Genomic DNA, 20755 nt, shown 5'->3' with positions numbered 1-20755 from the left:
CACGCCATGTCACTCACGACGACCTGGGGAGCAGCAGCATGTGCGAGGACGACCGGGCGGGCCTGGGAAGACGCGCGTTGTTCGTGACGGGCGCGGCCGCCGCGCTTACGTTGGGAAGCGTGACCTTCGCGTCAGGCGCCGACAACGGCCGGGGCACGCAGACCCGCACCGTGCGGGGCACTCTGCCCCCCGGGTCCCCCGACTTCGTGTACCTGCCGGTGGAAGTACCCGCCGGTGTACGGGAGATCAAGGTCTCCTACACCTACGACAAGCCCTCCGTCCCGGCCGGGACCCCGGGCAACGCCCTGGACATCGGCATGTTCGACCAGCGCGGCACGGACCTCGGCGGCCGGGGCTTCCGCGGCTGGTCGGGCGGCGCGCGCACGGAGTTCTTCATCCGGGCGGACGACGCCACGCCGGGGTACATCCCGGGCCCGGTCCGCAAGGGCACCTGGCACATCGCGCTCGGCCCCTACACGGTCGCGCCGCAGGGCCTGCCGTACGAGGTCACGATCACGTTGACGTACGGCGAGCCCGGCGAGGCGGTCGAGCCGGCGTACCCGCCGGATCGGGCGAAGGGCCGGGGCCGGGCCTGGTACCGGGGCGACTGCCACCTGCACTCCTGGTACTCCGACGGGCGCCGCACGCCCGCCGAGATCGCGGCGCTGGCGCGGGCGGCGGGTCTGGACTTCATCAACACCTCCGAGCACAACACGCACTCCTCGCACGCGCACTGGGCGGACGTGGCGGGCGACGACCTGCTGATCATGCTGGGCGAGGAGGTCACGACGAGGAACGGGCACGTGGTGGCGCTCGGCACCGACCCCGGGACCTTCGTCGACTGGCGCTACCGGGCCCGGGACAACCGCTTCGGCCGTTTCGCCCGGCAGATCCGGGCGGCGGGCGGCCTCGTGGTTCCGGCCCACCCGCACGCCACCTGTGTCGGCTGCAACTGGAAGTTCGGCTTCGGCGAGGCCGACGCCGTCGAGGTCTGGAACGGCCCCTACACCCCCGACGACGAGATGGCCCTGGCCGACTGGGACAGCATGCTGGTCGCGTCCGTGCGCTCGGCCACCCGCTCCTGGATCCCGGCGATGGGCAACAGCGACGCCCACCGCGACCCCGACCCGGTCGGCAGCCCGCAGACGGTCGTCCTCGCCGACGACCTCACCCGCGAGGCGATCCAGGAGGGCATCCGGGCGGGGCGGTCGTACGTGGCCGAGTCGAAGAACGTGTCCCTGGCGTTCACGGTGTCGGGCGGGCGCGGTCAGCACGCGGGCATCGGCGGCCGGTTGGAGGTCGACCGGGACACCCCGGTCACGGTCCGGCTGGAGGCGTCCGGCGCGCCCCGCTGCACGGTCCGCTTCGTCACCGACCAGGGCGTGCTGTTCACGAGCGCACCGCTGCCGGTGTCGGGGGCGGGGGTCGTGGAGTGGCGTACGACACCGTCGTACGCGGCCTACGTACGGGCGGAGCTGCGCCACGAGACGGCGGCGGGGCCGCTGCCGGGGGCGTTGGCGGCGTTCACGAACCCGATCTTCCTGGGGCATCGGTGAGGCCGCGTGTGGCGTCGGTGACGTACTGACGTACTTGGCCTGTACGGGTGGCCAGTTCGACTGTCGGCAGCTAGTTGCACATTTGGAAACCATGTACATAAGCTGTTGTGCAGCCAGCGACGACCGTGAAAGGCCGAACATGGGGGAGAACGTGAACTCCGCGGAGCAACTGCGTGCCGTAGAGGGCGCACCCGTCCTCACACATGCCGCGTCCAGCAGGGAGCGCGCTCTGGGTGTGCTGTCCGCATCGGTGCTCTTCGCCGTGCTCGCCACGGCAGCCGCGATCGAGATTCCCGTGGCGCTGGGTTGCGTGGTCCTGGTCCTCGCACTGGCTCTCGTACTGCGCTGGCGCTGGTACCACCTCCGGGCCCCCGGTCGGCGGCCGCACACCAAAGCGGAGGAGCGGGTCTCCTTCATCGGCCCCGCCTCCCTGGCGATCCCCGCGCTCGGGCTGCTGTGGAACAACCCGGTCGCACTCCCGGGCGCACTCGTCGCGGCCGCGGTGCCCACCGTCGTTCTCGCCTGCTACCTCGCCCTGCGGTGGAGGCGCTGACATGCCCCCGCAGCCGCGCACCCGCCTGACGACGGTGATGCATTCCCCCACACGTCTCGCCATCCTGGGGGTCCTCAGACACGTCCAGCAGGTCAACTTCGCCGAGTTGCAGAACGCTCTGGAACTCTCCGCCCCCGAGCTCTCCCGGCAACTGGGCATCCTGGAGAAGGAGAACCTGGTCGAGATCGCGAAGTTCCGAGAACGGCGACACGCCGTGACGCGAGTCCGCCTCTCGCCTTCCGGACGGGAGCAGTTCCAGGAGTACCTGGAAGAACTGCGCAAGGTCGTACAGGCGGATCTGGACTAGCGGGCGATGTCAGGGCCGCGCGGGGAGACGGGGCGAGCCGCAACAGCCCACCCCGTCCGTTCAGCCCTGCTGCCCTGCATGAGGTTCAGCAGACCCGCAGACCCGTCAGGCCCAGGGCGTGGCACACCAGATGCCGCTGGCTGCGAGGGTGGCGGCGAGCCCCACGACCCCGCCCTTCACGGCGATCTTTATGCCGCGCTTGGCCGCCTCCTTGGTGATCAGCCGGGCGGCATCGGACCACTTCTTCTCCGACAGCTTGTTCATGATGGCGGAGGTGGCACCGCCCAGGCCGCCGAGGCCCACGGCCTTCAGCAGGCACTTGCCGTAGCTGTCCTTGCCCTTGGCGGCACGCGGGGCGGACGACGCCTTGGACTTGGCGGCGCTCGCACGATGCTCGGCGATCTGCGCTTCCACCGTGTCCGCGAATTCCTCACCGAACTTCGCCTCGGCGGCGGCCCGGTCGAACGTGCCGTCGGCGGCGGTCAGTTCACCGCTGTAGATGGCCTCCAGGTACTCCGCCAGCTCGGTGATCTGCTGCTCGGAGACCTCCTCCGCGGACACCGAGGTGACAGCCGGGGCCTGCGGGGCGGCAGCGTAGGCCGTACTGACGCCACTGAAGGTCACGGAGGCCGCGCACACAAGGGAGACGAGGGCCGCACGGCGGCGGAAGGTCTTCACAACTTGCTCCTTGGTCAGAGAAGAAGAGGGGCCGTTGCCCCATCAATTCACCCGGTCGCGCGGCACGTTGGTCGTTCGTGCCGGAGGTTCCCCCCGGCGCCGAATGAAGATCACTTAATCATGCCGGAGATGTCATCCCAAAGCTGTACATGGGGAGTTGAGGGCGATTTGAGGTTCACACCGCGCGCCCACGAGACCAGGGGGCGTCAACGAAGCCCGCACGTGGGCCGGTCGCAGGGCAGTGGGCCGACGCACCTGCGGGGGTGGGGCTCGATACCGCGCCGCCGCCACCGAGCATGGGCGGCGTTCGGACCCGCGGCCGCCAGCCGACGTCGACGGACGGGCCGCGTTCCCGTCCGGTCGGTGGGTTCAGCCGTCCACGTCTCGCTCCGCCGCGTTCCGTCCCTCCGGCTGGAGGCCGTGCGGGCGTGAAAGCCGTCCTCGCCTGCCCTCGGGGTGCCCGGGGTGCGGGCGCGGCGGCGTCAGGATGCCGGCTCGTCCGCCAGGTCGGCGACCACTGCCGCGTGATCCGACGGCCAGACGCCGTCGACCGGGCCGTCGCCCGCGCGCCGTACGGCGCGCACATGGCCCAGCCCGCCCGCCCCGGGCGGCTCCACATGGATGTAGTCGACCCGCGCACTCGGCTCCCGGCCGGAGGCGACATACGGGTTGTCGCGGTCCCACGTGGCCGAGGGCTCGGCGGGGTCGGCGTACTGCCAGGCGTCGAAGAAGACCTGGCCGGGCACGATGGGGGCGGTCCGGTAGCCGCCGAAGAGACGGATCTCGTCGGAGTCCGGCCAGGCGTTGAAGTCCCCGGTGACGACCGTCGGGAACGGCGTGTCGATCCGGTTCTCGGCGATGAACTCGGCGAGCGCGGCGACCTGGCGGCAGCGGACGGCCGAGCCGTGCAGGGCGGAGGTGAGGTGGGTGGTGACGAAGGGGATGTCGTAGGCGGGGGTGGCCAGGCGGGTGTGGAGGGCGAGGCGGCCGTCGTCGACGTCGGAGGGGGCCGGCAGGCGCAGCGTCCGCTGGGTCACCACCGGCCAGCGGCTCAGTACGGCGTTCCCGATGTCGACCGCGGGGTCGCCGATCCGGCGGCGCCACCGTTCGGGAGCGGGCGAGGGGGCCCAGGCCCAGTGCATGCCGAGTTCTCCGGCCAGCCACTCCGCCTGGTTCTCTCCGTCGGCGGCCCACACCTCCTGAAGGCCGACGACGTCGGGTCGCAGTTCGCGCAGCGCGGCGAGAATCGCCTTCTGCCGGGCCTCCCAGGGCCCGAAGCGCCACCAGAGGTTCCAGGTCACGACCCGCATCCGCAGCCACCCGCTCTCGTCCTGCCGCGTCGGGAACCATTGAAGCAACAGTTCGACCTTCACGCCGTGCCACCCGACAGGAAACAGGAGACCCTCACACAATGTCCCGCTCGGCCGACCTCCGATTCCGTGCCGCCACCACGATCCAGCGGCGCCTGGTCAACCCGGTGATGCGCCGGCTGCCGTTCCAGACGGTCCTGGAGACCACGGGGCGCGTCTCCGGGCTCCCCCGGCGGACACCGGTGGGCGGACGCCGCATCGCCGACTCCTTCTGGCTGGTCTCGGAGTTCGGGCGCAGGTCGGCTTACGTGCGCAACATCGAGGCGGATCCGCGGGTGCGGGTACGGCTCGGGGGGCGTTGGTACGCGGGCACCGCCCACCTGCTGCCGGACGACGACCCGGTCGCCCGGCTGCGCGACCTGCCCCGCCTCAACAGTGCGGCGGTACGGCTGATCGGGACGGGGCTGCTGACCGTGCGGGTGGACCTGGACCGGGACCTGGGCCTGGACAGGGGCTGAGGACCCGCCCGGCGGACGGGGCCTCGATCGTCACGGGCCAGCGCACCGCGGCGGGCACCGCACCGGATGCCCGCCCGTGCCGCGTCCCCCGTGCCGTCCGAGGTCTCACCCCGGCCAGACGATCGACTGCAGTTCGCTGTACGCGTGCAGGGCGTACGAGCCGACGTCCCGGCCGACACCGCTCTTCTTGAAGCCGCCGAACGGCGCCTCCATGTTGCGGCCGACGGTGTTGATGCCGACACCGCCGGCCCGCAGCAGCCGGGCCACGCGGAAGGCGCGGGCGACGTCGCCGGACCAGACGTAGTCGATGAGGCCGTAGTCCGTGTCGTCGGCGAGGGCGATGCCCTCGTCCTCGTCGTCGAAGGGGATCACGCAGACGACCGGCCCGAAGATCTCCTCGCGGGCCACCCGCATGTCGGGCGTGCAGTCCGCGAGGAGGGTGGGGGCCACGTAGAAACCCCGGTCGAGCGGCGGCCGTTCACCGCCCGTCACCACGACCGCGCCGTCCTTCCGGCCCGTCTCCACGTACGCCTCCACCCGGTCCCGGTGCTCGGCCGAGATCACCGGGCCGACGATGGTGGCCGGGTCGCGCGGGTCGCCGACCGGCAACCGGCCTGCGTAAAGGGCCAGTTGCTCGACCAGCCGCTCGTACACGCCCCGCTGGGCCAGCACCCGCGTCGGCGCCGTGCAGATCTGCCCGCTGTAGAAGGAGAAGGTCGTACCGATCCCGGCGACCGCCGAGCCGATGTCCGCGTCGTCGAAGACGACCGCCGCGCCCTTCCCCCCGAGTTCCATCAACTGCCGTTTCATGTCCCGCCCGCACACCTCGGCGATACGCTGCCCGACCGCCGTGGAGCCGGTGAAACTCACCATGTCCACGTCCCCGGCCACGGCCGCCTCGCCGACCTCCACCGAGCGCCCGGAGACGACGTTCACCACCCCCGCCGGCGCCCCGGCCGCCTCCAGCGCCTCGGCCATCCGGTAGACGGACAGGGGGTCCTGCGGGGCCGGCTTCACCACGACGGTGTTGCCCATGGCGAGCGCGGGCGCGATCTTGCCCGCGGGGTTGGCCCACGGGTTGTTGTACGAGGTGATGCAGGTGACCACCCCGACGGGCCGGCGGACGGCCAGCGCGCCCAGCACACCCGCCTTCCCCATCGGACCGGCCTCGTTGATCTGCGGCGGGATCGCCCACTCCGCGGGCTCCACGCGCGCGTACCGCCTGAACCTGGCCGCGCCGACACCGACCTGCATGCCCCGGGCCGTCGACGTGGTCGCGCCGGTCTCGGCCTGCGCGAGTTCGGCGTACGGCACGAGGTGGCCGCGGATGATGTCCGCCGCCCTCCCCAGTACGGCCGCCCGCTCCTCCGGCGCCGTGCGCGACCACGGCCCGAGGGCCTCGCGGGCCGCGGCGCAGGCCGCGTGCACCTGATCCGGAGAGGCCTCCGGAGCCCATCCGACGGTGTCCTCGGTCGCCGGATCGATCACGGGGTACCAGCCGCCGTCCGGCTCCACCCACGAACCGCCGACGAACAACCGCTGCCGTTCGACGCCCTCGGCACTCACCTCGTGGCCACCGTCCTGGTGTCGCGCCCCGAGCGCAGCACCCGCCCCGGCACGGCCCCGGTCACCACGTCGTCCCGGATCGCCTCGACCCCGTTGACCCACACGGCCCGTACCCCGATCGCCCTGGAGTCCAGCCGCGGGCTGTCACCCGGCAGGTCGTGCACCAGGGTGGCGGTGCCGGCGTCGATCCGCTCCGGGTCGAAGAGCACCAGATCGGCATGGAAGCCCTCCTGGATCCGGCCGCGCTCCCTGAGCCCGAAGAGCCGGGCGGGATCGTCCGTCAGCATCTTCACGGCCTGCTCCAGGCTCGCCAGCCGCCGCCCGCGCAGACAGTCCCCGAGGAACCGGGTGGTGTACGGGGCCCCGCACATCCGGTCCAGATGCGCCCCCGCGTCCGAGCCGCCGAGCAGCACGTCCTCGTGGCTCCAGGTCTCGGCGCGCAGCGCCCAGGACGCGGGGTCGTTGTCGGTGGGCATCGGCCACAGGACCGTACGCAGGTCGTCCGCGGCGCAGATCTCGACCAGGCACTGGAAGGGCTCCTGGCCGCGCTCCTCGGCGATGTCCCGCACGATTCGTCCGCTCAGCCCGCGGTTGGCCTCGCTGTAGGTGTCCCCGATGACGTACCGCCCGAAGTGCGTCAGCCGTCGGAAGACGCCCGCCTCCTTCGACCCCGCCCGCCGCAGCATCTCGGCCCGCACGTCGGGGTCGCGGAGCCTGGCGATGCGCTCCGGCACGGGCAGGGCCAGGATCGGGCCCCAGCCCGGGATCAGGTTGAGGGCGCAGAAGGTGCCCAGCGACATGTTCATCGGCGTGAGGATCGGCATGGTGAGGGCCACGACCCGGCCTCCCGCCTTGCGCGCCCGCTCACTCGCGAGCAGTTGCCGCGGCACTCGCTCGGGGACGGCCGCGTCGATGGTCAGCACGTTCCAGTTCAGCGGCCGCCCGGCCGCCGCGCTCAGGTCCGCCAGCAGATCGATCTCGGCGTCGCTGAACTGATCGAGACATCCCGCGACGATCGCCTCGATCTGCGTGCCCTCGTGTTCGGCGACGGCCCGCGCGAGCGCCAGCAGCTCCGCCGGTCGAGCGTGCCGGGAGGCCACCGGCTGCCCGTCGCCGTCGGAGTGGCTGGAGGACTGGGTGGTGGAGAACCCCCAGGCACCGGCTTCCATGGCCTCGTGGAAGAGCCGAAGCATGGCGGCGAGCTCTTCGTCGGTGGGCTGTCCGCCGATGGCCCGCGGCCCCATCACGTACCGCCGCAGCGCGCAGTGGCCCACCATGAACCCGGCGTTGACGGCGATCCGCCCCTCCAGGGCATCCAGGTAGTCCCCGAAGGACTGCCAGCTCCAGGGCGCCCCCTCCTCCAGCGCCACCAGCGACATGCCCTCGACCCTCGACATCATGCGCCGGGTGTAGTCGGCGTCCCCGGGCCGGTCGGGGTTCAGCGGCGCGAGCGTGAACCCGCAGTTCCCGGCGGCGACGGTCGTGACGCCGTGGTTGAGGGAGGGCGTGGCGTACGGGTCCCAGAAGAGCTGGGCGTCGTAGTGGGTGTGGGGGTCGACGAAGCCGGGCGCGAGGACGAGCCCGGAGGCGTCCTCGGTGGTGCGGGCCTGTTCGGTGACGGCCCCGACGACGGTGATACGACCGTCGCGTATACCCACGTCGGCGGTGTACGCGGGCGCACCGGTCCCATCGACGACGGACGCCCCCTTGATGACGTGATCGAGCATGGGCCTTGCCTCCTTGAATGCCGGGGCGAGCTGCCCGCCCAGGGGCGCGGGATGATCAGGCGCCCTGCCGGAACCGCGACGTCCGGTGCACCGGATCCGTGTCGATCTTCGGAATCACGTGCTCCCCGATCAGCCGGATCGTCTGCAGCGTCTCCTCCTTCGGCACGCCCACCGGCAACCCGAAGCTCAACTGGTCGGCGCCCGCCTGCTCCCACCGCTTGCACTGCGTGAGCACCTCGTCCGGGTCACCGCAGATCAGCAGCTCCTCCTCGATCAGCAGCTCCACGAACTCCGCGGTGTACTCCGGCAGCGTCTCGGGCCACACCGGGAAGCCCTCGGGGCGGGGGAACGTGTCGTGGTACCGGAACACCAGCGACGGCAGATAGTGCAGCCCGCCGTTGACCGCGATCTCGATCGCCTCGGCGTGCGTCGGCGCGCAGATCGCCGTCGTCGTCACCATCACGTTGTCGTTGACGAAGTCCCCGATGGGTTCGGCGTTCACGACGGCCGTCTTGTACTGCTCCAGCACCCACTCCATGTCCGAGACCTTCTGCACACTGAACCCGAGCACCCCCAGGCCCTTCCGCGCCGCCATCGCGTACGACGGGGGCGACCCGGCCGCGTACCACATCGCCGGATGCGACTTCCCGTACGGCTTGGGCAGCACCTTGCGCGGCGGCAGGGACCAGTGCTTGCCCTGGAAGCCGGCGTACTCGTCCTGGAGCCACATCTTCGGGAACTCGGCGACGGTCTCCTCCCAGATCTCCTTGGTGTGGTTCATGTCGGTGATGCCCGGCAGGAACCCGAGGATCTCGTGGGAGCCGGCGCCGCGGCCGGAGCCGAACTCGAAGCGGTTCTGCGAGAGATGGTCGAGCATGGCGACCTTCTCGGCCACCTTGACCGGGTGGTTGACCTGGGCGAGCGGGTTGAAGATCCCGGATCCCAGGTGGATCCGCTCCGTCGCGTGCGCCAGGTAGCCGAGGAACACGTCGTTCGCGGACAGGTGCGAGTACTCCTCCAGGAAGTGGTGCTCCGACGCCCACGCGTACTTGAAGCCGGACTTGTCCGCCTGGATGACGTACTCGGTCTCCTCCATCAGCGCCTTGTGCTCGGCGAGTGGGTCGGTCTCGGCGCGCTTGCCCACGTACCCCTGTACAAAGAGCCCGAATTCCACGGCGGGTCACCATCCCTAGTTCCTGACGAACCGTCAGATGCTCTGCCGCCCGACTGTCGCACCGCCCGCGGGCACCGTCAATAGCTGACGGTCAGTCAGATGACGGACACTCCGGCCAGCCAGCCGCCGTCGATGACGAACGGCTGCCCGGTGATGTACGAGGAGTCCTCCGAGGTCAGGAACAGCGCGAGGCGTGCCACCTCCTGCGGCCGCCCGATCCGACCGAGCGGCACGAGCTTGCGGTACAGGCCGTCCAGGGCCCTGGACGTCTCCTCGGCGTCCGCCGCCGGGTCCAGGTGGGCGGGGTTGGACATCGCGGTGTCGATGGCGCCGGGACACACGGCGTTGACCCGGATCCCACGGGGCGCCAGCTCCAGGGCGGCGACGCGAGTGAGACCGAGGACGGCGTGCTTGGTGGCCGCGTACGCGCCCACGGCCGCCATGCCCGTCACCCCCGTGTACGAGGCGGTGTTCACGATCGTGCCGCCGTCGGCCATCTCGGGCGCCACCGTTTTGACCCCGAGGAAGCATCCGACCTGGTTGACCCGCACGACCTGCATGAACTCTTCCAGGGGCGTGTCGACGAGCGAGTTGAAGCGCAGGATGCCGGCGTTGTTGACGAGACCGTCGACATGGCCGTACGCCGCACGCGCGGCGGTCACCGCGGCCTTCCAGTCGGCCTCACGGCCCACGTCCAGGTGGACGTAGAGCGCGCCTATCTCCTCGGCCAGCTCCGCTCCCTGTTCGTCGAGGACGTCCGCCACCACGACCTTCGCACCCTCCGCGACGAAGAGGCGCGCCTCCTGCTCCCCCTGCCCGCGCGCCGCCCCGGTGACGATGACGACACGCCCGTCGAGCTTGCCCATTTCGGCCCCCTTCACGCGGTGGACACGGTGGAGCCCGCATCGTAGCGCCATATCTGACACAGCGTCAGATACAAGTCGGGGGCGTTGCCGGATGTCCGACCCTGTCAGGGGTGCGACGAGCGCACGGCGTCGGCCCGGCTACAGCAGCGGTGCCACCTCCGCCCCGAACGCCTCGATCTGGTCGGTGAGTTCGGAGCGGCCACGGCACCGGAAGCGCACCTGGAGCTGGTGCACACCCATGGCGCGGTAGGCCCGCAGCGACTCGGCGAGCTCCTCGCCGCCGCCGGTGAGCGTCCGGCGTCCGACGTCCCAGCCGGGGCTGCCGACGTACAGCGGCTCGGCGATGGCTCCGACGACGAAGCGCGTGTCTTCGCCGGCCTGTTCGCGCAGCTGCCGGATCCGCGCGATCTGCGCCGGCAGCCGGTCCCGCGGGTCCCCCTGCGGCAGCCAGCCGTCCCCCTTGAGCGCGGCCCTGCGCACGGCGGTCGGTGAGGAGCCGCCGACCCACACCGGGACGCGTTCCTGGGCGGGCCGTGGCAGCTGCCCGAGGCCCTCGAAGTCAAAGAGCTTGCCGTGGTGTTCGGGGAACTCCTCGGGCCCGAGGGCGGCCCGCAGGGCGTCGATCGTCTCGTCGAGGACGAGTCCGCGCCGCTCGAAGTCGACCCCCAGCGCCTCGAACTCCTCACGCACATGGCCGGCCCCGACGCCGAGGATCAGCCGGCCGCCCGACAGGTGGTCGAGGGTGGCGTACTGCTTGGCGCTGAGCAGCGGATGCCGCAGCCCCACGACGGCGACGTGGCTGAGCAGCCGGACGCGCTCGGTGACCGCCGCGAGATGGGCGAGGGTGGCGACGGGGTCGTACCAGACCGTGCTCATCGCGGGCGCCAGGCGGCGCGGGACGGCGACGTGGTCGCAGCACGCGAGGTAGGCGAAGCCCGCGCGGTCGGCGGCACGGGCGACGGCGACCAGGTCGGCGGGACCGGCCGCGGCCTCCCAGGGCTCGGCGTACATCGTGCTCTGGGACTGGACGGGGAGCTGGATCCCGTACGACAGGCTCATCGCGAACCCTCCCAGAGCCCGTCGTCGGTCAGCCCCAGCAGCTCGATCGCGTTGCGCCGCACGATCCGCTCGACGACCTCGGGCTCCAGGTGTCCCATCTGCGCCTCACCGACCTGGCGGGACTCCGGCCAGGTGGAGTCGGAGTGCGGGTAGTCGGTCTCGTACAGGACGTTGTTCAGCCCGATCGCGTCCAGGTTGCGCAGCCCGAAGGCGTCGTCGAAGAAGCAGCCGTAGACGTGGTCGGCGAACAGCTCGGACGGCGGCCGGTGCACCTTGTCGGCGACCCCGCCCCAGCCGCGGTTCTCCTCCCACACCACGTCGGCGCGCTCCAGGATGTAGGGGATCCAGCCGATCTGCCCCTCGGCGTACATGACCTTGAGGTTCGGGAAGCGCTCGAACTTGCCGCTCATCAGCCAGTCGACCATCGAGAAGCAGCAGTTGGCGAAAGTGATCGTGGAGCCGACCGCGGGCGGGGCGTCGGCGGAGGTGGAGGGCATCCGGCTGGAGGAGCCGATGTGCATGGCGACGACCGTGCCGGTCTCGTCGCAGGCGGCGAGGAAGGGGTCCCAGGCGTCGGTGTGGACGGAGGGCAGGCCGAGATGCGGGGGTATCTCCGAGAAGGCGACGGCACGCACACCGCGCGCCGCGTTGCGCCGGACCTCCGCCGCCGCCAGTTCGGCGTCCCAGAGCGGGATGAGGGTGAGCGGTATGAGACGCCCGTGCGCCTCGGGGCCGCACCACTCCTCCACCATCCAGTCGTTGTAGGCCCGGATGCACAGCATGCCCAGCTCGTGGTCCGCGGCCTCGGTGAAGGTCTGGCCGCAGAAGCGGGGGAAGGTCGGGAAGCACAGCGCGGACTGGACGTGGTTGACGTCCATGTCGGCGAGGCGGGCGGGCACGTCGTAGGAACCGGGGCGCATCTGCTCGTAGGTGATGACCTCGAGCTTGATCTCGTCCCTGCCGTAGCCGACGGCCGTGTCGAGGCGGGTCAGGGGCCGGTGCAGGTCCTCGTAGACCCACCAGTCGCCGATCGGGCCGTCCTCGCCCTGGCGGCCCATGACGGGCTTGAACCGGCCGCCGAGGAAGGTCATCTCCCGCAGCGGGGCACGGACCGTGCGGGGGCCGGTGTCGAGGTACTTCTTCGGCAGCCGGTCCTGCCACACGGTGGGCGGCTCCACGGTGTGGTCGTCGACGGAGATGATCAGCGGAAACGTCGTCTCGGTGTCGTCCATGGCGTTCACGGTAGCGCCGATCTGACGGACCGTCAGCTACGCGGGAGGGGGCCGCCTTGCGAAGGGCACGTGAGGGCCCTGTGATATCCCGCGCGCCAGTGCGTCATCAGCCTCTCCACAGCTGACGCGACTGCCGGAACAAGGCAAACTGGCGGAGATGTAAACGGGTCCTAGGGGGACTGCGATGGACGGGGTACCGCGAGTGCCGGAGCAGAGGCGTCCCGACGCCTCGGCGGAAGCGGCACAGCCGGTGGCGGCGCTGCGCTTCGCCGTGCTCGGCCCGGTGCGCGCGTGGCGCGGCGAGGAGCAGCTGCCCACCGGTTCCCCGCAGCAACGCGCCCTGCTCGCGGCCCTGCTGCTGCGCGAGGGCCGTACGGCCACCGCGGCGGAGCTGATCGACGCCCTGTGGGGCGAGGAACCGCCGTCGCAGGCGCTGGCCGCAGTGCGGACGTACGCCTCCCGGCTGCGCAAGGTGCTGGACCCCGGCGTCCTGGTGAGCGAGTCCGGCGGCTACGCGGTGCGGGGCCTGACCGAGGGCGCGCTGGACCTCGCGCGGGCACAGGACCTGGCGGCGGAGGCGGAGAAGGCGCGCGGCGCCGGGGACCTGTGTCACGCGCGGGAGGTCCTGGGCCGGGCGCTGGCCCTGTGGGACGGCGAGGTGCTCGCCTCGGTCCCCGGCCCCTACGCGGAGGCGCAGCGGGTCCGCCTGGAGGAGTGGCGGCTCCAGCTGCTGGAGTCCCGCCTCGACATGGACCTGGAGCAGGGCTGCCACGCGGAGGCGGTCTCGGAGCTGACGGCGCTGACGGCGGCGCATCCCCTGCGGGAGCGGCTGCGGGAGCTGCTGATGCTCGCCCTGTACCGCAGCGGGCGGCAGGCGGAGGCACTGGCGGTGTACGCGGACACGCGCCGGCTGCTGGCGGACGAGCTGGGCGTGGACCCCCGTCCGGGCCTGAAGGAACTGCAACAGCGCATCCTGCAGGCGGACCCGGCACTGGCGGAGCCGTCGGCACCGGTGGCGGAACCGGCGGTGGTCCCGGTGCGCCCGGCGCAACTGCCCGCCACGGTCCCCGACTTCACGGGGCGGTCCGCCTTCGTCGACGAGCTGGGCGAGGTCCTCGCCTCCGCGGACGGCCGGGTGATGGCCGTGTCCGCCCTGGCCGGCATCGGCGGCGTGGGCAAGACGACGCTGGCGGTACACGTGGCGCACCAGGCCCGCACTGCCTTCCCCGACGGCCAGCTCTACGTCGACCTCCAGGGCGCCGGCCCGCGGGCGGCGGATCCGGAGACGGTGCTGGGTTCCTTCCTGCGGGCGCTGGGCACGGCCGACTCGGCGATCCCGGACTCGCTGGAGGAGCGGGCGGCGCTGTACCGGTCGGTGCTGGACGGCCGTCGGGTGCTCGTGCTCCTGGACAACGCCAAGGACGCCGCCCAGGTGCGGCCCCTGCTGCCGGGCATGGAGGGCTGCGCGGCGCTGGTGACGTCCCGGGTGCGCATGGTGGACCTGGCGGGTGCCCATCTGGTCGACCTGGACGTGATGTCCCCGGACGAGGCGCTGTCCCTGTTCACGAAGATCGTGGGCGAGGAGCGGGTCGCCTCGGAGCGCGACGCGGCCCTGGACGTGGTCGCGGCATGCGGCTTCCTGCCGCTGGCGATCCGTATCGCCGCGTCCCGCCTGGCGTCGCGGCGCACGTGGACGGTGTCGGTGCTCGCCGCCAAGCTCGCGGACGAACGCCGCCGCCTGGACGAGCTGCAGGCCGGAGACCTCGCGGTGAAGGCGACCTTCGAGCTCGGCTACGGCGCCCTGGAGCCCGCCCAGGCCCGCGCCTTCCGGCTGCTGGGGCTGGCCGACGGCCCGGACATCTCGCTCGCCGCCGCGGCGGCGGTGCTGGACCTCCCGGTGGAGACGACCGAGGACCTGCTGGAGTCCCTCGTGGACACGTCGCTGCTGGAGTCGGCGGCGCCCGGTCGGTACCGGTACCACGATCTGGTCCGGCTCTACGCGCGTGCCTGCGCGGAACGGGACGAGCAGCCGCCGAGCGAGGGGGCACCTCCCACGCCTTTCGGGCAGTGGGGGAGCGACGCGGCGCTGTCGCGGCTGCTGGACTTCTACCTGGCCACGACCGCGCAGGTGTACGCGATCGAGCGGCCCGGCGACCGGCTGGTGGACCACCTGGAGCACGGGGAGTTCCCGGGCCTGCGCTTCGACGATCGCCATGAGGCGCAGGACTGGCTGTACTCCGAGGCGAACTGCCTGCTGGCCTGCGCGAGTCAGGCCGTGCGCACCGGCGAGCTGCGCAGGGCCGTCGACCTTCTCTGGGCGGCGAAGGACCTGGCCGAGTCCGGCGCCAACTCCCGTGACTACGAGGCGGCGGCGACGGCCGCGCGCGACGCCGCTCAGGCTGCGGGCGACGCGCAGGCGGAAGGCCGGGCCCGCACGACGCTGACCGACGCCCATCTGGCGGCGGGCCGCTTCGCCCAGGCCGACGAGGAAGTCGGCCGGGCGGCGACGCTGGCACGGGAGGTCAGCGATCCGGCACTCAACAGCTGGGTGCCGAACCACCGCGGCGTGATCGCGGTCTACGGCGGCCGGCACGCCGAAGGGGCCGGTTACCTGCAGGAGGCCATCACCAGCTTCCGGTCGGACGGCAACCTGGCGGGTGAGGCCAGCGCGCTGTGCAACCTCTCCCGGGCGCACCTGGCCATGGGGCAGACCACGAGCGCGATCGAGCTCGCACGACAGGGCGTCGGCATCTACGACCGTCTGGGCCACACCCTGCGCGGCGCCAACGGCCGCTACGCGCTGGGGCTGGCCCTCGCGCAGGCCAGGGAACTCACCCAGGCCGTCGACCAGCTGAACGAAGCGCTTGAGGTCTTCCGGGACAGTCGCCAGCGCCTCTGGGAGGGCATGACGATCTTCCGGATCGCCGAGATACTGCTCACCGAGGGCAAGCCGGCCCAGGCCGCCACGCTCGCGGAGCAGTCACTCGCGGTACTGCGCGGCATCGGCGGGGACTGGCGGCGGGGGAACGTGCTCACCGTCCTCGGGCGTGCCCTGTACGGCATCGGGCAGCTCGACCGTGCGCAGGCCTGCTGGCGTGAGGCCCTGTCCATCTACGAGGGTCTGGGCTCCCCGGAGGCCGCGGAGGTGCGGGGCCTGCTCCTGCCCGTGGCCGCCGCGTAGCCGGCAACGGCCCGCGTTCATCGTTCGTTTATCGCCCCCCGGCATGCTGAAGGCCGTCGAACCGTCGCGTCGGGGGGCAGACGGTTCGTCAAAGAGGCCCACCGTTAAGGTGAACGGCCCTGACCAGCCCGTCCGGCGGTCCTCGGGGGAGTCGCCGGGCGGGCCTCGTCACCCAGCCACAGGAGTTGAACAGCATGGCCGAAGAGAAGAAGACCGACGGCACCGTCAAGCCGCTCGGCGACACGCACATCACCGACGCCGACGCGGGCACGGTCAAGCCGCTCGGGGACACCCACATCACCGACGCCGACGCGGGCACGGTCAAGCCGCTCGGCGACACCCACATCACGAGCGACGAGGCCTGAGGACCACACCCCACGGGGATCGGCCGCGGCGGCACGGAGGGGAGCCGCCGCGGCCGAGGGGTGTCATGCGGGCGCGGCGCCTCGTCCCCGCAGCTCCCCCTTGAGCACCTTCCCGCTCGCGTTGCGCGGCAGCTCCGCCACGAACTCCACCACCCGCGGCACCTTGTAGTTGGCCATCTCCCGCCGCGCCCACGCCATCAGGTCGTCCGCGGTCAGCACCGCGCCCGGCCGGCGCACCACGAACGCCTTGCCCACCTCGCCCAGCCGCGCGTCGGGTACGCCGATCACCGCGACGTCCGCCACCGCGGGATGCAGGCCGAGGGCCTGCTCGATCTGAGCGGGGTAGGCGTTGAAGCCGCCGACGATGAACATGTCCTTGATGCGGTCGGTGATCCGCAGATTGCCCGCCTCGTCCAGGACCCCCACATCGCCCGTGCGCAGCCAGCCGTCCGCCGTCAGCACCTCCGCCGTCGCCGCCGGGTCCTCGTAGTAGCCCCGCATGACGTTGAAGCCCCGCACCAGCACCTCGCCGGGCTCGCCGACCGGCGCCTCGACACGGACCTCCGTGCCCGGGATCGCGCGCCCCGACGTGGACGCGACCACCGACGGGTCGTCGCCGCGCCGGCACATCGTCACGATGCCGCTGGCCTCCGACAGGCCGTACGCCGTCAGCACCGTGCGCACGCCCAGTTCCCCGCGCAGGCGGTCCACCAGCCGCAGGGGCACCACCGCCGCGCCGGTGACCACCAGCCGCAGCGCCGAGAGGTCGTGCGCGGCGCGGGCCGGGTGGTCCAGCAGCGACTGGTGCAGGGTGGGCGGGCCCGGCAGCACCGACACCCGTTCCGCCGCGATGTTCGCCAGTGCCGTGTCGATGTCGAACACCGGCTGGGGGATCATCGTCGCGCCCCGCATCAGGCAGGCGATCACTCCCGCCTTGTAACCGAAGGTGTGGAAGAAGGGGTTCACGATGAGGTAGCGGTCGCCGTGGCGCAGTCCCGCCAGCTCGCTCCACACCTCGTAGGCGCGCAGGGTCTGCGCATGGGTGATCACCGCGCCCTTCGGGCGGCCCGTCGTCCCGGACGTGAAGACGATGTCCGAGGGCCAGGAGCCGGCCACGGCCGCCGCGCGCGCCCGCACCTCCGCCTCGCTCACCCCGTCCCCGCTCGCCAGGAAGTCCTTCCAGGTGCGGAAGTCCGCGGGGGCGTCGTCCGACAGCACGACCACCTGCCGCAGCTGCGGCAGCCCCGGCCACTGAGCGACGGCCCTGCGCAGCGACGCCACGTACGAGGTGCCCAGGAAGGTGCCGGTCACGAAGAGCAGCCGGGCCCCGCTGCGGCGCAGTACGTCCGCCGCCTCCGTGCCCTTGAACCGGGTGTTCACCGGCACGAGCACCGCGCCCGCCGACACCGCGCCCAGCGCCGCCACGATCCAGTCCAGGGAGTTGGGGGCCCAGATGGCGACCCGGTCGCCCGGCGCGACGCCGTTGGCCAGGCAGGCCGCCGCCGACCGTTCGACGCGGGCGCCGAGTTCGCCGTAGGAGACGCGGGTCCGGCCCTCCACCACCGCCTCGGTGTCCGCGTACCGCTCGGCCGCCCCGCGGACCAGCTCCGGGATGCTCTGCCACTGCACGATCGGCCTCCCCGAACTCGGTAGCTGACTACCCGTCAGATTAACGGTAGCCTGACGACCTGTCAGCAACCTGTCCGCGGCGCGGAGGTGTGCACATGGCCGGACTCAAGGACGCGACCGCCATCGTCGGCATAGGTCAGACGCCGTTCGCCAAGCACCTCCCACAGGACGAGCGGACCCTCGCCTGCCGTGCCGTCCTCGCCGCCCTCGACGACGCCGGGATCGCGCCCGGCGAGGTCGACGCGCTCGCCTCGTACACCATGGAGGAGACGGACGAGGTGGAGCTGGCGAAGGCCGTCGGCTTCGGCGACCTGACCTTCTTCAGCAAGGTCGGCTACGGGGGCGGCGGTTCGTGCGCGACGGTCGCGCATCTGGCCGCCGCGATCGCCACCGGCCAGGCGACGGTGGGGGTGGCGTGGCGGTCGCGGAAACGGGGCAGCGGGCCGCGTCCCTGGCGGAACACCGCCACCCAACTGCCCACCCCCGCCCAGTGGACGCGACCGTACGGGCTCCTGCGGCCCGTCGACGAGATCGCCATGCTCGCCCGCCGCTACATGCACGAGTACGGGGCGACCCGGGACCACCTCTTCAACGTCGCGCTCGCCTGCCGGAACCGGGCCAACCAGAACCCGGCCGCCGTGATGCACGAGCGGCCGCTGACCCGCGAGATGTACATGACCTCCCGGTGGATCAGCGAACCGCTGTGCCTCTTCGACAACTGCCTGGAGACCGACGGGGCGCTGGCCTGCGTGGTCGTCAGCCGCGAGCGGGCCCGCGACTGCCCGCACACCCCCGTGTACGTCCACTCCGCCGCCCAGGGCCTGCCCGCCCAGCACCACGGCATGGTCAACTACTGGAACGACGACCCCCTCACCGGCCCCGCCTGGACCGCCGCCCGGCACCTGTGGAAGCACGCCGACCTCACTCCCCAGGATGTGGACGTCGCCCAGATCTACGACGCGTTCACGGCCCTGATACCGCTGTCCCTGGAGGGCTACGGCTTCTGCGGGAGAGGGGAGGGCGGGGCGTTCACGGAAGGGGGCGCACTGGAGATCGGCGGGCTGCTGCCCCTCAACACCGGGGGCGGCGGGCTCAGCGAGGCGTACGTCCACGGGTTCAACCTCGTCACCGAGGGCGTCAAACAGCTCCGCGGCACCAGTACCGCCCAGGTCCCCGGGGCCACCACCTGCCTCGTCACCGCCGGTGAGGGCGTCCCCACCTCCGCGCTGCTCCTGAGGAGTTGATCCACGGTGCTCTCCCCCGTCACCGATCCCGACGGCGCCCCCTTCTGGCAGTACGCCGCCCAGGGCGAGCTGCGTGTCCAGACCTGCGCCGACTGCGGCGAACCCCGCTTCCCGCCCCGCCCCTGCTGCCCGCACTGCCAGTCCTTCGCGAGCGCATGGCGCCGCACGTCCGGGCAGGGCCGCGTCTGGTCGTACGTCGTCCCGCACCCTCCCCTGCTGCCCGGCTACGCCGAGCGGGCGCCGTACAACGTGGTCGTCGTCGAACTCACCGACGCGCCCCGCATCCGGCTGGTCGGCAACCTCGTCACCGGCCCGGACGCGCCCCTCGACTCCCTGGCGCCGGACCGGATCCGGATCGGCGCCAAGGTCCAGGCCGTCTTCGACACCACCGGGCTGGTCCGGTGGGCCCTGGAGCGCCCGTGAGCCTGGACGTCGGCATCGACGCGGCCACCGCGGTCGCCGTCGTCACCCTTGACCGGCCGGAGCGGCTCAACGCACTGGACCTCGCGCTGCGGGACGAACTCGTGGCCGCCTGGCGGGCGTTGCGGTTCGACGACACCGTACGGGCCGTCGTACTCACCGGAGCGGGGGAGCGGGCGTTCTGCACCGGGCTGGACCGGGACGCCGTCGTACCGCAGCCCCCTTCGCCGTACATGACGGACGATCCGCTGCTGCGGGTCGGGCCCAAGGCCAACGACCTGTGGAAACCGGTGGTCGCCGCCGTCCGGGGCATGGCCTGCGGGGGCGCCTTCTACCTGCTCGGGGAGGCGGACTTCGTCATCGCCGAACCCGACGCCACCTTCTTCGACCCGCACACCACCTACGGCATGGTCAGCGCCTACGAGTCGATGCTCATGGCGCTGCGCATGCCCTACGGGGAGGCCGCGCGCATGGCGCTGATGGGCAGCGCGGAGCGGCTGTCGGCGCGACGGGCCCACGAGATCGGACTCGTCTCCGAAGTGACCGCGCCGGGCGCGGCGTTGGCGGCCGCCATGGACTGCGCGACCGTCATCGCCGGGTATCCGGCCGCGGCGGTGCAGGGCACCGTGCGGGCGCTGTGGGCGGCCAGGGAGGCCGCCCTCGCCCAGGCGTTCGCGCAGGCGCCGCACCTGATCTCGCTGGGCAACCTGCCGGCCGAGCGGCAGGGCGAGCTGTTCCGGGCACGGCGCCGCGAGCACCGGCTGCGCTGAGCCTTACGCGCTGATCACCTAGTGAGCGGTGCGCGTGACGTCGTCCAGTACACAGGTGACGACACCGGTCGTGCTCTCGCCGGCCGGCGGGACGTAGACGGCGGCCACGTCCAGGGTGTCGGAGGAGTTCGGGCCCACGAACGGCATGGTGGACGAGCTGGTGCGCACGACCGCGCCGTCGGGGTCCTTGAACGTGACGCCGAACGCGTAGGTGTACGTGGTGATCGTGCTGCTGTTGGTGGCCTTGACGCGGGCGACGATGCCCCGGCTCGCGTCGTACGTGCAGCTCTCCAGCCGCACGTCGGCGGTGGGCTCGGCGGACGCGCTCTCGGTGCCGCCGCCCGTGCCGCCGGAGGAGCCGTAGTCGTCGTCATCGCCGTAGGTGCTGCCCCCCGACGTGCCGCCCGAACTGCTTGACGAGCTGCTTGAGTTGGAGCTGCTGTCGCAGCCGCCGCCGCTGGAGTGCCGCGCCCCCGTCAGGGCGACCACCACACCGACGAACACGGCCACAGCGCGGACATGGCGAAGCTTCACTTGGTACAACCCCCGATTTGTCGTGCCACCCCGTTGGCGTTCTGAGCGTGAGCACGTCACGCTAGC

General features: G+C 72.1%; 19 protein-coding genes. 9 read left to right on the top strand and 10 right to left on the bottom strand.

The window, feature by feature from the left end:
• The first annotated feature begins 38 nt into the window (after nt 1-38).
• The 3 genes from ACFYNL_RS26945 (at nt 39) to ACFYNL_RS26935 (ending at nt 2416) form a co-directional block, all read left to right on the top strand.
• Nucleotides 39-1556, top strand: a complete 1518-nt coding sequence (locus ACFYNL_RS26945; protein ID WP_388807573.1) for a CehA/McbA family metallohydrolase — start codon at nt 39-41, stop codon at nt 1554-1556.
• 139 nt (nt 1557-1695) lie between these two features.
• Nucleotides 1696-2109: a hypothetical protein gene (locus tag ACFYNL_RS26940; protein ID WP_388807571.1), complete on the top strand. Its 414-nt coding sequence runs from the start codon at nt 1696-1698 to the stop codon at nt 2107-2109.
• Nucleotide 2110: 1 nt separating this feature from the next.
• Nucleotides 2111-2416 carry a transcriptional regulator gene (locus ACFYNL_RS26935; protein WP_019753973.1) on the top strand — a complete coding sequence of 102 codons (306 nt, stop codon included), beginning with the start codon at nt 2111-2113 and terminating at the stop codon, nt 2414-2416.
• 105 nt (nt 2417-2521) lie between these two features.
• Here the strand turns inward: ACFYNL_RS26935 and ACFYNL_RS26930 are convergent, their stop codons facing one another.
• Nucleotides 2522-3094 carry a hypothetical protein gene (locus ACFYNL_RS26930; RefSeq protein ID WP_388807569.1) on the bottom strand — a complete coding sequence of 191 codons (573 nt, stop codon included), beginning with the start codon at nt 3092-3094 and terminating at the stop codon, nt 2522-2524.
• Between the two features lie 482 nt (nt 3095-3576).
• Nucleotides 3577-4404 carry an endonuclease/exonuclease/phosphatase family protein gene (locus ACFYNL_RS26925; protein WP_388807967.1) on the bottom strand — a complete coding sequence of 276 codons (828 nt, stop codon included), beginning with the start codon at nt 4402-4404 and terminating at the stop codon, nt 3577-3579.
• A 101-nt stretch (nt 4405-4505) separates the two neighbouring features.
• Here ACFYNL_RS26925 and ACFYNL_RS26920 point away from each other — a divergent pair, with 101 nt between their 5' ends.
• Nucleotides 4506-4922: a nitroreductase/quinone reductase family protein gene (locus tag ACFYNL_RS26920; protein WP_388807568.1), complete on the top strand. Its 417-nt coding sequence runs from the start codon at nt 4506-4508 to the stop codon at nt 4920-4922.
• A 105-nt stretch (nt 4923-5027) separates the two neighbouring features.
• On the opposite strand, the gene ACFYNL_RS26915 is transcribed toward ACFYNL_RS26920, so the two are convergent.
• From ACFYNL_RS26915 to ACFYNL_RS26890, 6 genes are all read right to left on the bottom strand, one after another.
• Nucleotides 5028-6488 (bottom strand): aldehyde dehydrogenase family protein, encoded by a 1461-nt coding sequence (locus ACFYNL_RS26915; protein ID WP_388807567.1) that lies wholly within the window; start codon nt 6486-6488, stop codon nt 5028-5030.
• Complete coding sequence (locus ACFYNL_RS26910; protein WP_388807566.1) at nt 6485-8215, bottom strand: amidohydrolase family protein; 1731 nt, start codon at nt 8213-8215, stop codon at nt 6485-6487. Before ACFYNL_RS26910 ends, ACFYNL_RS26915 begins: the two co-directional genes overlap by 4 nt.
• A gap of 55 nt (nt 8216-8270) precedes the next feature.
• Nucleotides 8271-9389 (bottom strand): LLM class flavin-dependent oxidoreductase, encoded by a 1119-nt coding sequence (locus ACFYNL_RS26905; RefSeq protein WP_388807565.1) that lies wholly within the window; start codon nt 9387-9389, stop codon nt 8271-8273.
• 95 nt (nt 9390-9484) lie between these two features.
• The gene (locus tag ACFYNL_RS26900) at nt 9485-10255 is read right to left on the bottom strand and encodes an SDR family NAD(P)-dependent oxidoreductase (protein WP_388807564.1); all 771 of its coding nucleotides are present in this window, start codon (nt 10253-10255) and stop codon (nt 9485-9487) included.
• A 138-nt stretch (nt 10256-10393) separates the two neighbouring features.
• Nucleotides 10394-11314: an LLM class F420-dependent oxidoreductase gene (locus ACFYNL_RS26895; RefSeq protein ID WP_388807563.1), complete on the bottom strand. Its 921-nt coding sequence runs from the start codon at nt 11312-11314 to the stop codon at nt 10394-10396.
• Nucleotides 11311-12546, bottom strand: coding sequence for an amidohydrolase family protein (locus ACFYNL_RS26890; protein WP_388807562.1), 1236 nt, complete (start codon nt 12544-12546; stop codon nt 11311-11313). Before ACFYNL_RS26890 ends, ACFYNL_RS26895 begins: the two co-directional genes overlap by 4 nt.
• Before the next feature lie 184 nt (nt 12547-12730).
• On the opposite strand from ACFYNL_RS26890, the gene ACFYNL_RS26885 reads away from it, so the two are divergent.
• Nucleotides 12731-15727: a BTAD domain-containing putative transcriptional regulator gene (locus tag ACFYNL_RS26885; RefSeq protein WP_388807561.1), complete on the top strand. Its 2997-nt coding sequence runs from the start codon at nt 12731-12733 to the stop codon at nt 15725-15727.
• Between the two features lie 194 nt (nt 15728-15921).
• Entirely contained in the window at nt 15922-16092 is a 171-nt protein-coding gene (locus ACFYNL_RS26880) for a hypothetical protein (protein ID WP_388807560.1), read from the top strand.
• Nucleotides 16093-16155: 63 nt separating this feature from the next.
• Here ACFYNL_RS26880 and ACFYNL_RS26875 read toward each other — a convergent pair whose 3' ends face one another.
• On the bottom strand, nt 16156-17721 hold the full coding sequence (locus ACFYNL_RS26875; protein WP_388807559.1) for a FadD3 family acyl-CoA ligase: 1566 nt from the start codon (nt 17719-17721) through the stop codon (nt 16156-16158).
• 95 nt (nt 17722-17816) lie between these two features.
• Between ACFYNL_RS26875 and ACFYNL_RS26870 the strand changes: the two genes are divergently transcribed.
• The 3 genes from ACFYNL_RS26870 to ACFYNL_RS26860 are packed head-to-tail and all read left to right on the top strand — an operon-like array spanning nt 17817 to nt 20155.
• Entirely contained in the window at nt 17817-18965 is a 1149-nt protein-coding gene (locus ACFYNL_RS26870; RefSeq protein ID WP_388807558.1) for a lipid-transfer protein, read from the top strand.
• A 6-nt stretch (nt 18966-18971) separates the two neighbouring features.
• Nucleotides 18972-19388 (top strand): Zn-ribbon domain-containing OB-fold protein, encoded by a 417-nt coding sequence (locus ACFYNL_RS26865; RefSeq protein ID WP_388807557.1) that lies wholly within the window; start codon nt 18972-18974, stop codon nt 19386-19388.
• Nucleotides 19385-20155, top strand: coding sequence for an enoyl-CoA hydratase/isomerase family protein (locus ACFYNL_RS26860; protein WP_388807556.1), 771 nt, complete (start codon nt 19385-19387; stop codon nt 20153-20155). The genes ACFYNL_RS26865 and ACFYNL_RS26860 overlap by 4 nt, the downstream gene beginning before the upstream one ends.
• Nucleotides 20156-20173: 18 nt before the next feature.
• Here the strand turns inward: ACFYNL_RS26860 and ACFYNL_RS26855 are convergent, their stop codons facing one another.
• Nucleotides 20174-20689: a hypothetical protein gene (locus tag ACFYNL_RS26855; protein WP_388807555.1), complete on the bottom strand. Its 516-nt coding sequence runs from the start codon at nt 20687-20689 to the stop codon at nt 20174-20176.
• Between the last annotated feature and the right edge of the window lie 66 nt (nt 20690-20755).

This window comes from Streptomyces sp. NPDC007808 (genome assembly GCF_042868655.1).
In the GTDB taxonomy this organism is placed as follows: Bacteria; Actinomycetota; Actinomycetes; order Streptomycetales; family Streptomycetaceae; genus Streptomyces.
The sequence above is the reverse complement of the archived record's forward strand: the minus strand, read 5'-3'. Positions and strand labels throughout refer to the sequence as shown.

Coding starts and splice junctions, on each gene's coding strand:
- ACFYNL_RS26880 (WP_388807560.1), top strand. CDS start 15,922: ATGGCCGAAGAGAAGAAGACCGACGGCACCGTCAAGCCGCTCGGCGAC.
- ACFYNL_RS26870 (WP_388807558.1), top strand. CDS start 17,817: ATGGCCGGACTCAAGGACGCGACCGCCATCGTCGGCATAGGTCAGACG.
- ACFYNL_RS26900 (WP_388807564.1), bottom strand. CDS start 10,255: ATGGGCAAGCTCGACGGGCGTGTCGTCATCGTCACCGGGGCGGCGCGC.
- ACFYNL_RS26910 (WP_388807566.1), bottom strand. CDS start 8,215: ATGCTCGATCACGTCATCAAGGGGGCGTCCGTCGTCGATGGGACCGGT.
- ACFYNL_RS26885 (WP_388807561.1), top strand. CDS start 12,731: ATGGACGGGGTACCGCGAGTGCCGGAGCAGAGGCGTCCCGACGCCTCG.
- ACFYNL_RS26895 (WP_388807563.1), bottom strand. CDS start 11,314: ATGAGCCTGTCGTACGGGATCCAGCTCCCCGTCCAGTCCCAGAGCACG.
- ACFYNL_RS26935 (WP_019753973.1), top strand. CDS start 2,111: ATGCCCCCGCAGCCGCGCACCCGCCTGACGACGGTGATGCATTCCCCC.
- ACFYNL_RS26890 (WP_388807562.1), bottom strand. CDS start 12,546: ATGGACGACACCGAGACGACGTTTCCGCTGATCATCTCCGTCGACGAC.
- ACFYNL_RS26925 (WP_388807967.1), bottom strand. CDS start 4,404: ATGCGGGTCGTGACCTGGAACCTCTGGTGGCGCTTCGGGCCCTGGGAG.
- ACFYNL_RS26945 (WP_388807573.1), top strand. CDS start 39: ATGTGCGAGGACGACCGGGCGGGCCTGGGAAGACGCGCGTTGTTCGTG.
- ACFYNL_RS26920 (WP_388807568.1), top strand. CDS start 4,506: ATGTCCCGCTCGGCCGACCTCCGATTCCGTGCCGCCACCACGATCCAG.
- ACFYNL_RS26940 (WP_388807571.1), top strand. CDS start 1,696: ATGGGGGAGAACGTGAACTCCGCGGAGCAACTGCGTGCCGTAGAGGGC.